This is a genomic window from Photobacterium sp. S4TG1, assembly GCF_036040035.1.
GTDB lineage: Bacteria > Pseudomonadota > Gammaproteobacteria > Enterobacterales > Vibrionaceae > Photobacterium.
Map to the genome: position 1 here is coordinate 36,751 of NZ_JAYXUH010000011.1, position 14,779 is coordinate 51,529.

Below are 14,779 nucleotides of genomic sequence, written 5' to 3' on the forward strand. Positions count from 1 at the left end.
CCTTTTCGATATTAATTTTGTTGTACGTTGCTTAGAGCGACATGATTAGAAAAAAGCTGCTGAATTTTTTCAATGGAATAAACCACAGAGTAAAAAATCATCAACGCACCACTGATTGGAAGGCAAAAATAGATATATCCCATTTCCCAACCTAAAGCTGGAGTTAACTGACCTGTTGCAAGCGTTTTGATTGCCAAGTTAGAACCGCCATACACAAGTACAACAAAAGCAAAAACGGCTATAGCCATTTGAATAATCAGCTCATTAATTACTTTGTACTTACCTTTTAGCTTCATAGTTAACAGGTCAATTGCGAGATGACGTTTTTGCCCAGTAGTATATGCAGCACCAACAAGAGCAACCCACATAAATAAGTAGCGTGCTAGCTCATCAGTAACAGTACTTGGTCGACCAATGATGTAGCGTGACAATACTTGCCAAACAACACACAGAACGAGGAAAGTAGAAAGCGAGACAGTGAACGCCGCCAAGCCTTTATTGATGTATTTGACCAACTTTTTCATTATTGTTTCCTTAACATCGCTGTTATTTCATATAACGAGCAAATTATCGCTACTGAGCAATCGATATGAACTTACGCTCATCTCATTCAATCAATAACATTCCTTTTCCCACGGGCATTATATTCACAACTCTAAACTGGTCCGTGACTTACTTCACACCAATATTGGTTGACCAATCTTTTGATTGTAACTGTGATTTTGCTCAACCAATTGCGTTTTTTGCTTTGACTGTGAGGTGAATTGGTCGCAAGATGAACGCAGAAATTCGCCTCCACCTACAAATTAATGATTCCCATTCCACGGAGAAATAATAATGAAAATGCGTAAAAGTCTACTAACAGCAGTGATCGGCACAGCATTAACGTTTGGTATCAATGCATCTTCATATGCGGCGACAACTTTGAAACTAAGCCACAACCACACTCGTGACCACGCAGTACACAAAGCAATGGACGCAATGGCGAAAGAAGTCCGTAAAACCACCGATGGCGAAGTACGCATTCGTATCTACCCAGATGCACAGCTTGGTTCTCAACGAGAGTCAATGGAATTATTACAAAATGGTGCACTTCAAATGGTTAAAACCAACGCAGCTGAACTTGAAGCATTCGCACCCGCTTATTCTGCCTTTAACATGCCTTACCTTTTCCGCGACCAAGCGCATTTTTACGCAACACAAGAAGGTGAAATTGGTGAAGATATCCTTGAATCTTCACGTAAAAGCGGCTTTATCGGTCTGACTTACTACGATGCAGGTGCACGTAGTTTCTACACGACTAAGCCAATCAACACTCCTGCTGATCTTAAAGGTATGAAAGTACGTGTACAGCCAAGTCCATCTGCCATAGCAATGGTTAAGGCACTTGGTGGCAGTCCAACACCTCTTGCGTACGGTGAACTATATACAGCCCTACAACAAGGCGTTGTTGATGCAGCAGAAAACAACATTCCGTCATACGGCATGAGCCGTCACAGCGAAGTATCTAAATACTTTACACTTGATGAACACACTATGGTTCCAGATGTATTGGTGATCTCAACCAACGCTTTTGATGGTTTATCTGAAGATCACCAAAAAGCGGTTAAGACAGCAGCATTAAATTCAATGCAGTTAATGAAAACACTTTGGGCTGAATCTGAAAAAGAAGAACGAGCTAAAGCAGAAAAAATTGGCGTGAAGTTTGTTGAAGTCGACAAGGCATCGTTCGTAACAGCAGTTCAACCAATGTACGACGATGTGAAAAAGAACAACGCTAAATTGGCGACACTGATCGAACGTATTCAAGCTGTAAAGTAAATTAGTCTATCAATTCGAGAAGTTAAGGTATTACCACATAACTATTAAGATAGGTTGACCAATTATTTTGGTTAGTTATGATGGAGTGAATAGCAATGGAAATAAGTGACAATATCATCATGATGCCTTTTGAACCCAAACGCCCATATCAAGAATTAGGCTTGGTTTTACGACAAGAATTGACTGACGGCCACTACAACGTTGGTGATCGTCTACCACCTGAGCGTGATATCGCTGAGCGTTTAGACGTCAGTCGCACTGTCGTGCGTGAAGCAATTATTATGCTTGAGCTGGAAAATCTTGTTGAAGTAAAAAAAGGCTCTGGGGTATATGTGATTAATATTCCAAACCAATCACCCCACCATGAACGTATCATTACAGATGATGCTGGACCTTTTGAAATGTTACAAGCGCGTCAGTTACTTGAAAGTAATATTGCAGAATTTGCAGCATTACAAGTAACACCGGGAGATATTGCCCAAATGCGTGCAGCGCTCAAACTAGAGCGACAAGAGCTGGCGGCGCAAAGTGAATATTGCATTGGTGACGAGCAGTTCCACATAAGTATTGCAGAAGCAACCCATAACTCTGTATTAGTTGATATGCTGAAAAATTCTTGGGAACGTCGCGAACAAAGTCCAATGTGGCAAAAGCTTCACTCACGTATTATTGGCCATGATTACCGCCAAGAATGGATGGAAGATCATACGCGAATTTTAGCAGCAATGCAGCGTAAAGATCCGGTCATGGCAAAAAGCGCAATGTGGCAACACCTTGAAAATGTGAAACAACGGCTTCTCGAACTGTCAGATATTGACGATCCGAATTTTGATGGTTACCTCTTTAACTCTAACCCGGTTGTCTTATTCGGTGGCGAACAATAGTTAATAGTTCGCCAGTTATGTAATAGCGGCATTCGCTGCAAGAAATAGCTACATAATAGCCAATAAAGTCGTTATTTATATTTGTTATTCGCAACTTAATGGGTTCAATTTTTTGAGCCGGTTAAGTCTGCCTATTTAAAGGTGATTAGTAATGGAACAAACATGGCGTTGGTATGGCCCGAACGACCTCGTATCTCTCAATGATATTCGTCAAGCAGGCGCAACAGGAATCGTAAATGCTCTACATCATATTAAAAATGGTGAAGTGTGGTCAAAAGAAGAAATCCTTGCACGTAAAGCAATTATTGAAGCAAAAGGCCTAACTTGGTCGGTTGTTGAAAGTGTGCCAGTACATGAAGAAATCAAAACTCAGACTGGTGATTTCCAACTTTGGATCGACAACTACAAACAAACATTACGCAACCTTGCGCAATGTGGAATCGACACCGTTTGTTATAACTTCATGCCAGTGCTTGACTGGACACGTACTGACCTTGAGTATGAAATGGCTGATGGTTCTAAAGCATTACGCTTTGATCAAATTGCATTCGCAGCATTTGAATTACATATTCTGAAACGCCCAGATGCAAGTATAGACTACACTGAAGCAGAACAAGTACAAGCTCTTGAATACTTCAACAACATGTCTGAAACACAAATCAAGCAGTTGACTGCTAATATCATCGCAGGTCTTCCTGGAGCTGAAGAAGGCTACACACTAGAAGCATTCCAAGCTCAGCTTGATCGCTACGCGGGGATTACTAAAGACAAACTTCGTGAACATATGGCGTACTTCCTAAAGGAAATAATGACAGTATGTGACGAAGAAAATATTAAGATGGCTGTTCACCCAGACGATCCACCGCGCCCTATCCTAGGCCTTCCTCGTATTGTTTCAACTATCGAAGATATCGACTGGTTAACCCAAAAAGTGCCAAGCTCGAACAACGGTATCACAATGTGTACTGGTTCTTATGGCGTTCGTGGTGACAACGACCTAGTGAATATGATCAAAAAGCACGGCGATCGCGTCTACTTCACTCACCTGCGTTCAACACAACGTGAAGAGAATCAACTAAGCTTCCATGAAGCGGCGCACCTAGAAGGTGACGTGGACATGTACAGCGTGGTGATGGCGATTCTTGAAGAAGAACAGCGCCGAGAAGAAGCTGGCGATCTGCGTAAGATCCCAATGCGTCCTGATCACGGTCATCAAATGCTGGACGATCTAAAGAAGAAAACTAACCCAGGTTACTCAGCGATCGGTCGTTTGAAAGGCCTTGCTGAAGTTCGAGGTTTAGAGATTGGCCTCAAGCGCGCATTCTTCTCGAAATAAAACGTATTGAGTATTTTATTCTCCATCAAGTAATTCATTAAATTAAAAACGCCCCCAATTATTGGGGGCATTTTTATCTCATCTAATTTCCTTTGTAAAATATATTTACCTATCTACATATTTAAAGCCACATTAATAAAAGATTCTCGATAATAATCATTTTCATATTTAGCTTGTAGAATGAAGTTCTCAACGAGAAATAACCAATCGACGATTAAATTGTTTTAGATTCAACGAGTAATTTATTAAAGATAACAAAAAGGGAAATTAGATTATCCTAATTTCCCTTCTTTAGTTTCTCATTTCAAATTATTAGATCTTATAAAAATGCTTTATATGGCAATTCAGGCTCATCAATAAAAATATCTTTAAAGCCGCGGAAATGTTGGTAATGCATACGTCCTTTATCTGTTGGGAACGTATATTTACCACCAACTTGCCAGAAAAAAGGTGCAAATTGATATTGTAAACGTTCTTTTTTCATTTCCCATAATACTTCAATTTCACGAGGATCATTTTGGAAGTTAGCCCAAATGTCATGATGGAATGGAATTACAATATCGCAATCTAATGCCTCGCCAGCACGTAAGATATCAGATGCAGTCATTTTATCAGTCACACCACGTGGGTTTTCACCATATGAAAGTAAAGCAACATCAATTTGATATTCATTGCCATGCTTAGCATAATAGTTTGAATAATGAGAATCTCCTGAGTGATAAACAGAACCACCGGTAGTTTCAATTAAATAATTAACTGCACGTTCATCCATACCATCAAGAATACCTTTATCTGTTGATGAAGTACCTTCTGGTAGTGTTACTAGTGCTGTACGATCAAAAGAATCAAGAACTTTAATTTTAACATCACCAACTTCAATACAATCACCGACACGAGCAACAATACAACGCTCAGCAGGCACTCCCCACTTCATCCATAAATTCACACATGCTTGTGGACCGATAAATTTTACGTGTTTACCGCAATTTTGTAATACAGCAGCAGCAACATTGATATCAATATGATCGGCGTGATCATGACTCGCTAATACTGCATCGATTTCTGTTATTCCAAAAGGATCCATTACGAATGGTGAGGTACGTAAGTTAGGCTGCAATTCTCGTACACCTCCCATTCGCATCATCTGATGTTGATTATTCATAAATTGATTTTTTTGTGTTTTTTTACCAGTACCACACCAAAAATCGATAGAAAGATTAGTATTACCCTCTGTTTTTAGCCAAATACCTGTACAGCCTAACCACCACATAGAGAAAGTATTAGATGCTACTTCTGTTTTAGCTATTTCTTCATTTAGCCATGTACCCCATTCAGGGAATGTATTTAAAATCCAAGATTCACGAGTAATTTCATTTACATTTGCCATTATTAATACCTTCTGTTTTAATTTTATATTTATATAGATGTAGGGACTCAGCACCTTATTTATCTAAGGTGCGAGGATGTTTAATTAGTACTTTTATATTTACACTAAATAAACTTTAGTGCCTTTATTCTCTATTGCTTTAATAACATTAGGATTAGCATCTTTACCTGTTATTAATATATCGATTTGCTCTGATTGACAGAAAAGCATGCCAGTTCTTACGCCAATTTTAGAACTATCAACGACAACAACTAACTTATCTATTTGTTCTATCATTTGTTGCTCAGCAACAGCTGTTAACATGTTTGTTTTAAATAAACCCTGTTCTGTCAATCCCTTACCACTAGTAAACATCCAGTTTCCTGCATAACCTTCTAATGCATTAGGTGTAGGGTTTAAAAAAATATTTTGAGCTTTATTATATTGGCCACCGATAATGATTACATCATCATGATCTTCATTAATTAAATAATTCGCTAACGGAAAATAATTAGTAATTACTTGAATATCTTGACCTGCTAATTCACGTCCTAATAAAAATGCTGTTGAACCACAGTTAATAACGACACTATCACCAGAATTACACAATTCAGCAGCTTTAATTGCGATCTTTGCTTTTTCTTTATAATTAGTCGCACTATTAATATTTAATGGTGACCACATTTCTTTGGTTGTAATTAACCGCTCTGCGCCATTACGAATTTTTTTTAATTTACCTTGCTCATCTAATTTTGAAATATCTCGTCTTGCCGTTGCCGGAGAAACGTCAAACTGATGAGTAATATTAGCTACTGTGATCATTTGCTGCTGTTCTAACAAAGACAATATCTCATGATGTCGTTGCGATTCATTCATTTTATTATCACCTTCACATTTAAGTGTGATTACTTTGTGATTACTTTTGATTTAATTTGATTCTATTTGTCGTTTTAATTTCTGTCAAATATTTCATCGTTTTTTTTTAACAACAAACCAAAAAATACATAACTAACTGTAAAATAAGATATTTTTATTTTTGATGTGACGAGTGTATCAAAAACAAATCATCTACGACTTAAAAATTGATCTGCATCAATATAGTCATAAGTGGTCATTGAATGATTATTTGTGATTACATATTGTCTAGTGGTGAGCAAATACAGAGTTAAGTAAGCATAAAAAATACTTACCTGCTCTATCCTACAAAATAATATAAAAACTAAAGAAGAGGTAAATATATGGAAATGGTATACAGCGCCTTCTATATTTTTTACAGCCAAGTAATGACGAAAGCACCTTTATTACTTGGACTAGTGACCTTTATTGGTTACTGGTTACTAAGAAGAGATATGACAACTATTTTAAAAGGAACCATAAAAACCATTGTTGGTTTTATGATGGTACAAGTTGGGGCGAATGTTTTAGTGGCTGGTTTTAAACCAGTCATCACTAAATTATCAGAATATCATGGCCTGACAGGCTCAGTCATTGACCCTTACACCTCAATGATGGCAACGATGGAAACCATGGGGGATAACTATTCCTGGGTTGGTTATACCGTACTCTTAGCACTGGCTATTAATATTGTGCTTGTCCTCTTCCGCCGTTACACAGGTATCCGCACCATCATGCTAACGGGACACATTATGTTCCAACAAGCAGGCTTAATAGCAGTTTTCTATTTTGTCCTTGGTGGCAATATGTGGGAAACCATTATCTATTCTTCAATTATCATGGCGCTATATTGGAGTATCTCATCCAATATTATGTTTAAACCAACAGAAGAAGTCACTGGCGGTGCAGGCTTCTCTATTGGCCATCAACAACAAGTTGCCTCATGGATTGCAGTAAAAATAGCACCAAAATTAGGTGATAAAAATGATACTGTCGACAACCTAAATCTTCCCAAATGGCTCCACATTTTTCACGATAGCATTGCTGCTACCGTGATTGTCATGACCATCTTTTTTGGCATCATTTTACTCTCATTCGGGCTACATAACCTTCAACAAATGGCTGGTTCAACTCATTGGTCAATTTATATTTTAGAAACAGGTCTAAAATTTGCCGTTGCAATTCAGGTCATTGTTGCAGGTGTCCGTATGTTCGTTGCTGAACTATCAGAGGCATTTAAAGGGATCTCTGAGCGTGTCATTCCTAACGCTGTTTTAGCTATCGACTGTGCTGCTATTTATGCTTTCTCACCCAATGCTATGGTATTTGGTTTTATGTGGGGGGCGCTTGGTCAATTCACCGCCGTTCTCGCTATGCTTGCGCTTAATGCACCAATCATGATTATTCCAGGCTTTGTCCCTATGTTTTTCTCCAACGCCACAATTGGAGTATTTGCAAACCACTTTGGAGGCTGGCGTGCAGTAATGAAAATCTGTTTTGTGATGGGTATTATTGAAGTATTAGGCTCTGCTTGGGCTATTCATTTAATCAGCGCACAAGGAACAACATTTAACGGTTGGATGGGTATGGCAGACTGGGCTATTGTCTTCCCTCCTATTATGCAAGGATTATCTGCCTCTAAAATGTTCTTCTTTGTCATCATTGCATTTGCTGGCGTGTATATGTTCTTTGCATCAAAAAAATTACGCGCTGAAGAAGATGCCATCGGTGATATTCAAGTATCTGACGAACCAGAAGTATTAAAAGCAGTAGAGGATGCCATTAAACAATATGATGGCGCCCGTCCAATAAGTATCCTTGCTGTTTGTGGAAATGGTCAAGGCTCTTCAATGATGATGAAAATGAAAATCGGGAAATACCTTGAAAAGAAAGGTATTCCTCACGTAATGGATTCTTGTGCCGTATCTGACTACAAATCAAAATTAGCTGTCACAGATATTATCGTTTCATCCAAACATCTATCCGCAGAAATGGATGCAGGCGAAGGAAAATTTGTACTTGGTGTACAAAATATGCTGAATCCTAATACCTTTGGTGATGAATTAATATCTCTTATCAATAAACGTCTTTCAATCCAATAATCCTATTTTTTATATAACCAACATAGGCATTGTAAATTTTATCAATGCCTATTCGGAGACTTTATCATGGCTTTTAAACAATCTCTTATTGAAAATAATTCTATTAAACTACAAGCATCAGCAAATTCATGGGAGCAAGCAATTAAGATCGGCACAGATATGTTAATTACATCTGGAGCAATTAATCCAAGTTATCACGATGCTATTATCAGCAGTATTAAACAACTGGGTCCTTATATTGTTATTGCTCCACAATTAGCAATGCCTCATGCTCGTCCCGAAAATGGAGTTAATAGAACTGCTTTTGCATTAGTCACATTGCAAAAACCTGTTTTTTTTGAAGGTGAAGATGAACCTGTGGATGTACTAATTACACTCGCAGGATCGTCATCAGATGAACATATGGATGGCTTACTAGAAGTCACTCAAATTCTTGATGATGAAGATAGTGAAACTGGTGTAGATCTCGATAAATTACGTAATTGTCGCACAGTAGAAGAAATTTACATGGTGATTGATGACGCTCTTAACGTTGAAATAGCATAAGGAAATCATCATGTATCAAGAACTTAAACAACGAGTTTTACAAGCGAACTTAATGTTACCTAAGTATAAATTAGTCACATTTACATGGGGTAATGTTTCTGAAATTGATCGAGATCGTGGCGTTATAGCTATAAAACCATCAGGAGTTGAATATGAAAATATGCAGATTGATGACATCGTTATAGTTAATTTACAAGGCGAAACTATAGAAGGATACCTAAATCCATCTAGTGATACAGCAACACATTTAGAATTATATAAAGCCTTTCCTAATATAGGTGGAATTGTACACACCCACTCTCGCAGTGCAACAATCTGGGCACAAGCTGGAATTGATATTCCAGCACTCGGTACCACTCATGCTGATTACTTTTACGGTGATATTCCTTGTACTCGAAAATTAACTCACCAAGAAATTAGCGGTGAATATGAACGAAATACAGGTTTAGTCATTATTGAAGAGTTTCATCAGCGTAAGGTAGATCCTCAAGCGATACCAAGTGTAATTGTCGCTGGGCATGCACCATTCTCATGGGGTAAAAATGCTGTAGATGCAGTACACAATGCTGTTGTCCTTGAAGAAATTTCTGCAATGGCTCTTGCAACACGCAGCCTAAATAGTGGTATTAAAATTCAGCCAGAACTCTCAGATAAGCATTACTTACGTAAACACGGTGAGCATGCTTATTACGGCCAACGGTGATCATCATGTATAAAATATTAGCATTAGATCTTGATGGCACAGTATTAACAGATACTCACACTATCCACCCAGAAGTCAAAAGTGCAATTCAGGATATAAGCCGAAGCTACCACGTAGTGATAGTCACCGGACGTCATCACACAGCAGCAAGGCCTTATTATCTAGAATTAGGACTCACAACACCTATTATTTGTTGTAATGGTACTTATCTTTATGATTTCCAAACGGAAACAGTATTAGAGCATAACGCCATAAAAAAAGAGCAAGCATTAACATTTCTTGCTCTTGCAAAAGAATTCCAAATGAAAGTAGTAATGTATGTAACTAATGCCATGGTGTATTCACGTTCTACTCCAATTGCCTATATGCACGCGCTTGAGAAATGGTCTCAGCAATACCCTGAATATCAACGTCCCCAAATTCGTCAAATTGATGACTTTGAAGCTTTAGCTGTAACAGAAGATCATATCTGGAAGTTTGTCGTTGAAGGACTGCCTAGCTCTATTGAAGGTTTAACTGCCCACCCTTGGGTGCAAGCTAATTTTAATAGCGAGCGATCATGGTCAAACCGAATTGATTTTGCGGCTAAAAATAATAACAAAGGAACTTTATTAGCTAACTATGTAAATCAATTAGGATATCACCCCCACCATGTAATAGCTGTCGGTGATAATCACAACGATATCTCAATGCTGAAATATGCAGGCTTAGGCGTAGCTATGCTAAATGCTGATGCTACAGTAAAAGCCTTCGCACAACATATATGTAGTACTGATAACAATAATAATGGCCTTGCCACATTTTTTCGTGAACAATTTAAAGGATAATCTCATGACAAAACCAATGATTCAAATTGCGCTAGATCAAACAAATCTTATTGATGCTATGGCTGTAGCTGCAAAGGTACACAGCTACGTTGATGTAATTGAAGTAGGAACTATTCTTGCGTTTGCTGAAGGAATGAGTGCCGTTCAAACTTTACGTAAACAATATCCAGATCATATTTTAGTTTGTGATATGAAAACAACAGATGGTGGCGCTATATTAGCAACAATGGCTTTTGAAGCAGGAGCCAACTGGATCACCGTATCAGCAGCTGCGCATATTGCTACTATCGAGGCATGCAAAAAGGTTGCTGATAAATTTAATGGAGAAATCCAAATTGAAATTTATGGTAATTGGACGATGGAGGATGCTCAACATTGGGTAGACTTAGGTATTACTCAAGCTATTTACCACCGTTCACGTGATGCTGAATTAGCCGGAATTGGTTGGACACAAGCTGATATTGATAAAATGCACCAATTGTCAGCATTAGGGCTTGAACTTTCTATCACTGGTGGCATCGTGCCTGAAGAACTGCACTTATTTGAAGGTATCAAAGCAAAAACATTCATCGCAGGCAGAGCTTTAGCTGGTAATAATGGTCAACAAACAGCCACAGAATTACGTAACCAAATCAATCGCTACTGGGCTTAGGAGTAGATATGTATCAAGTACTTACTCGCTCTCGTGTTGGTATATATGAAAAAGCGTTGCCTAATAATATGGACTGGGAAAAGAAATTCATTGCCGCTAAAGAGCTTGGTTTTGATTTTTTTGAAATATCAATTGATGAATCAGATGAGCGACGTAGTCGTTTAGACTGGAACGATGATACCATCTATCACATCAAACGATTATCAGAGCAATATCAGTTGCCTTTACATTCAATGTGCCTAAGTGCACACCGTAAATTTCCTTTTGGATCAGCTAATGCTGCCACTCGGGAACAAGCTAAAATTCATATGAATAAAGCAATTACGTTGGCTTATAAATTGGGCATTCGTACTATTCAATTAGCGGGTTACGATGTCTATTATGAAAAAGCAAATACTGATACTCATCAGCGTTTTATCGAAGGTATGCAATGGGCAGCAAAACAAGCCGAACGCGCTAGTGTTATGTTGGCAGTTGAAATTATGGATACTCAATACTTAAACTCATTAAGTAAATTTGAGATATTACGTCGTGAAATTAATTCTCCTTACTTTTGTGCCTATCCAGATATAGGGAATATTTCGGGCTGGAATTATGACGTCTGTACCGAATTAATATTAAGTTCATCACATATCACTCAGATCCATTTAAAAGACACGTATAATGTTAATGGTGACTATCAAGGCCAGTTTAGAGATTTGGTCATCGGCGAAGGAGATGTCGACTTTGATCTTATTTTTAAAACACTTAAACAAATAAACTGTGTAGTGCCATTAGTTATTGAAATGTGGGCGCAAGACGATAACTGGCGTAAAAATATTATTCAAGCACAGCAACGTATAAATAAAGCCTGCTTTAACGCTAAAATGCCATTACTTTTTAGTTAAACGTTATTACATTAGATAGTAATTAAATTATTAACAGCACCTCTTTTTGGGTGCTGCTTTCTTTGCTATCTATCTCAAATTCAGATAATAAAGCTCTAATAATATCGTTATCTTCCCTTGGTTTCAGTATACTTTCAGCATAAAATATTAAATTAAGTTAAATAATGAAACGCATACATCTACAACTATTTTTTTATGAAACAACTCAGACGTTGCTTGAATTAGAGGATTTACCACATCTGACAACAAATCAAACAATAGAATGTCAGCAATGGTATAAAACAAAAAGAAAAATTCTTAACTTTGAAGTTCATTCTCAATCGTGGGTAAAGGTAACTCTCGATGGTTTTTCATCACAATTAGAATTACAGCCTAACGGCAAATTAATTGAAAAAGATCTCTTTACAGAGCAATCAGTCAAAGGGCTATGGCATGTCAGTGATGGCTTTCTTTTTATAAAAATCATCAGTGGCGAGGTGATAGTAGAATATCAAATCATCGGTAGTAACCTTAATAACATTCATTCTGGTTTTGAATACATTAATGGTATTTTGAGTAGCTATAGTAAATTCATTCAAATAAAAAACAATTAGCATATGACCTATCTATAAAGCATCTCACTTAGAACTCGGTAATATTATTTACTACTACAATGTAACAGCTAAATATACTATTATTTATATACCACCAAGTAGAAACCACATAACAACATCATATAAAAACCATATAAATCATTACGATAAAATAAATTTGTGTAAATATTGTTTATCCTAAGCCAAAATTCTTGAACACAACATTTCAAGCGTAGAATGAATATCATCATATTTATTTACCAATCTTCCTAATAATTCAAATATGAATAGGCTTAGCATTAGTAATATAACCACTCTACAGACGAGAAGTGTGATCTGGATTGTTGATCTTCATATTGGGCTTGAACGATCCTTTTCATTATGTCACCTATCCATGTTATGAGGTGATGATATCACCTCTGAGTAGGTGACCAAATTTAATGTACCACTACACTAGTAATGTTCACACAATAGGTAGGTGTATCTTGCGGAAAATGAACATAACGACTAATTGAAAAATATTCGATAGCAAGTGCACTCGCCCAGGCTGAATAAACCTTAGATGCTAGGTTATTACCACTACCATCATAATTACCCAATGTAAAATAGGTATCATGGTTTAATAATAGTGCCACATGATAATGTGCTTGCTGTGATTCATTTTTTTCTTTCGACCATATATATCTGATTGTACAGTCATGTACTCTTTTGCCTTCTCTTTTCTTAGCAAGAAGATCGTATTTAACATGAGCTTTAAATGAATCAATAAATCTCGATATAACGGTAGAGTCATATACATTTGGCATATCAATACAATTAGGTTGTATTGGTAAATGTAAATCAAATCGAACTACAAAAGTTCTAGGGTGTTCTGTAATAGCTTTATCTAATACTACTTTAATTTTAGCTAAGTAATCATCTATCATCGTATAACCAGGAATGATAGCAAGTCCCATATATGTAGGGTTTGTATTTTGGTTTAATTGTTGTAAATGGTTATTCATGTTTTATCTCCGTTAGTAATTACATAAGAGAGACAACATGCGTAATTTATTATTTAACCAATATCACTACCCCTTACATTACAGGTATTAGTAACCGTTCCATTCATATCTCAATAAATATAATTCTAGTTATTGATAGTACTTTAAGTATTAGTGTTATTAGTTCACTTATATATTCCTTACTATTAAATATACTAGTATTAACATACAGACAAATAAGCTTATTAAATGCATCGAAACTACCGAGAACAATGTCTACCTTAGTGACGGTAACTCCGTAGCTGTGCTACTCTGGAGATATCTCTACCTTACATCTATCACAACCCCAGCACCCACAAAGAACCAGTCGCATATGATTACTATAAATCGCAAGTAAATTTATGCTAAAACCATCACAAAACCATCTTTAAATACACTGTAAAATCACTATAAATACTACATGGTAGATTATGGGATTTAAGAACATGGAATTAAAAATAAAGAATAAGAGAGAGTTTAGTTTTTATTGGAGTTATATTTACTCAACGACAAATAAAACAATACCCCCATATCCAAGAGCTGATGTAAACCAAATAAACATCTGTTTAATGAAAGCTTATTTATCACAGCACTTTAATAATAAGGTAATTGAAGACCAGGTATTAATTAAGATAAAAAAAAGATTGTGATAATTGTTTATTATCTGAAACAGAAATGATTTGGTTAAATAGAAAAGATGAAAGACAAATAAATTGGCTGTGGTCTCTTATATTATCAAGTAAAAGCATTAATAATTTATTCACCTTTTTTAATATTAACTACATATCTTACGAACCTGATAATCTACCTTCAAATAATCAATGTGACTACAATCAATATACGCCTTACATTTACCATATTCCTGTTCTCACTCCACCACCAATACCAAAAACTTTACCTTACATTGATTTATTTTTTACTTTTAATTTCAACCAAAATCCATATTCAAATAAAGAGAAACATGAAATTATCATTAAATACTTTGATCTCGCTTTAGCTAAAAAAGAAGATAAGATTAATTTGATAACTGCAATAAGACATCAATGGAATATAATATCCAGTAATGATAGTTTCTCATGGCTAACTCAAGACAATGAACAACAAAATAAATGGTGCATTGATTATATTATTGATTATTGAAATAAAAATAACATCAATCATAATAAT

At 36.5% G+C, this 14,779-nt stretch carries 15 protein-coding genes; 11 read left to right on the forward strand and 4 right to left on the reverse strand.

The window, feature by feature from the left end; genetic code table 11:
- Positions 1–11 precede the first annotated feature (11 nt).
- On the reverse strand, positions 12–524 hold the full coding sequence (locus tag VXS03_RS13290; RefSeq protein WP_327764247.1) for a TRAP transporter small permease: 513 nt from the start codon (positions 522–524) through the stop codon (positions 12–14).
- A 313-nt stretch (positions 525–837) separates the two neighbouring features.
- Between VXS03_RS13290 and VXS03_RS13295 the strand changes: the two genes are divergently transcribed.
- From VXS03_RS13295 to uxuA, 3 genes are all read left to right on the forward strand, one after another.
- Positions 838–1,821 carry a TRAP transporter substrate-binding protein gene (locus tag VXS03_RS13295; RefSeq protein ID WP_327764248.1) on the forward strand — a complete coding sequence of 328 codons (984 nt, stop codon included), beginning with the start codon at positions 838–840 and terminating at the stop codon, positions 1,819–1,821.
- 95 nt (positions 1,822–1,916) lie between these two features.
- Positions 1,917–2,705 (forward strand): FCD domain-containing protein, encoded by a 789-nt coding sequence (locus VXS03_RS13300; protein WP_065194137.1) that lies wholly within the window; start codon positions 1,917–1,919, stop codon positions 2,703–2,705.
- A gap of 151 nt (positions 2,706–2,856) precedes the next feature.
- Positions 2,857–4,041: a mannonate dehydratase gene (gene uxuA, locus VXS03_RS13305; RefSeq protein WP_327764250.1), complete on the forward strand. Its 1,185-nt coding sequence runs from the start codon at positions 2,857–2,859 to the stop codon at positions 4,039–4,041.
- Positions 4,042–4,360: 319 nt separating this feature from the next.
- Here uxuA and ulaG read toward each other — a convergent pair whose 3' ends face one another.
- Positions 4,361–5,428: an L-ascorbate 6-phosphate lactonase gene (ulaG, locus tag VXS03_RS13310; RefSeq protein ID WP_065194139.1), complete on the reverse strand. Its 1,068-nt coding sequence runs from the start codon at positions 5,426–5,428 to the stop codon at positions 4,361–4,363.
- Between the two features lie 99 nt (positions 5,429–5,527).
- The gene (gene ulaR / locus VXS03_RS13315) at positions 5,528–6,283 is read right to left on the reverse strand and encodes an HTH-type transcriptional regulator UlaR (protein WP_107188207.1); all 756 of its coding nucleotides are present in this window, start codon (positions 6,281–6,283) and stop codon (positions 5,528–5,530) included.
- A 362-nt stretch (positions 6,284–6,645) separates the two neighbouring features.
- Here ulaR and VXS03_RS13320 point away from each other — a divergent pair, with 362 nt between their 5' ends.
- The 7 genes from VXS03_RS13320 (at position 6,646) to VXS03_RS13350 (ending at position 12,611) form a co-directional block, all read left to right on the forward strand.
- Positions 6,646–8,403: a PTS ascorbate-specific subunit IIBC gene (locus VXS03_RS13320; RefSeq protein ID WP_327764253.1), complete on the forward strand. Its 1,758-nt coding sequence runs from the start codon at positions 6,646–6,648 to the stop codon at positions 8,401–8,403.
- Between the two features lie 66 nt (positions 8,404–8,469).
- Positions 8,470–8,949: a PTS sugar transporter subunit IIA gene (locus tag VXS03_RS13325; protein ID WP_107198363.1), complete on the forward strand. Its 480-nt coding sequence runs from the start codon at positions 8,470–8,472 to the stop codon at positions 8,947–8,949.
- A gap of 10 nt (positions 8,950–8,959) precedes the next feature.
- On the forward strand, positions 8,960–9,652 hold the full coding sequence (locus VXS03_RS13330; protein ID WP_065194142.1) for an L-ribulose-5-phosphate 4-epimerase: 693 nt from the start codon (positions 8,960–8,962) through the stop codon (positions 9,650–9,652).
- A 5-nt stretch (positions 9,653–9,657) separates the two neighbouring features.
- On the forward strand, positions 9,658–10,479 hold the full coding sequence (locus VXS03_RS13335; protein WP_327764255.1) for a Cof-type HAD-IIB family hydrolase: 822 nt from the start codon (positions 9,658–9,660) through the stop codon (positions 10,477–10,479).
- A 4-nt stretch (positions 10,480–10,483) separates the two neighbouring features.
- Entirely contained in the window at positions 10,484–11,131 is a 648-nt protein-coding gene (locus tag VXS03_RS13340) for a 3-keto-L-gulonate-6-phosphate decarboxylase UlaD (RefSeq protein ID WP_327764256.1), read from the forward strand.
- 8 nt (positions 11,132–11,139) lie between these two features.
- Positions 11,140–12,018 carry an L-ribulose-5-phosphate 3-epimerase gene (locus VXS03_RS13345; protein WP_327764257.1) on the forward strand — a complete coding sequence of 293 codons (879 nt, stop codon included), beginning with the start codon at positions 11,140–11,142 and terminating at the stop codon, positions 12,016–12,018.
- 164 nt (positions 12,019–12,182) lie between these two features.
- A complete protein-coding gene (locus VXS03_RS13350; protein ID WP_107188208.1) occupies positions 12,183–12,611 on the forward strand; it encodes a hypothetical protein in 429 nt (142 codons plus the stop codon).
- Positions 12,612–13,027: 416 nt separating this feature from the next.
- On the opposite strand, the gene VXS03_RS13355 is transcribed toward VXS03_RS13350, so the two are convergent.
- Complete coding sequence (locus VXS03_RS13355; RefSeq protein WP_327764258.1) at positions 13,028–13,594, reverse strand: inovirus Gp2 family protein; 567 nt, start codon at positions 13,592–13,594, stop codon at positions 13,028–13,030.
- 693 nt (positions 13,595–14,287) lie between these two features.
- On the opposite strand from VXS03_RS13355, the gene VXS03_RS13360 reads away from it, so the two are divergent.
- A complete protein-coding gene (locus tag VXS03_RS13360) occupies positions 14,288–14,752 on the forward strand; it encodes a hypothetical protein (RefSeq protein ID WP_327764259.1) in 465 nt (154 codons plus the stop codon).
- Positions 14,753–14,779: the final 27 nt, after the last annotated feature.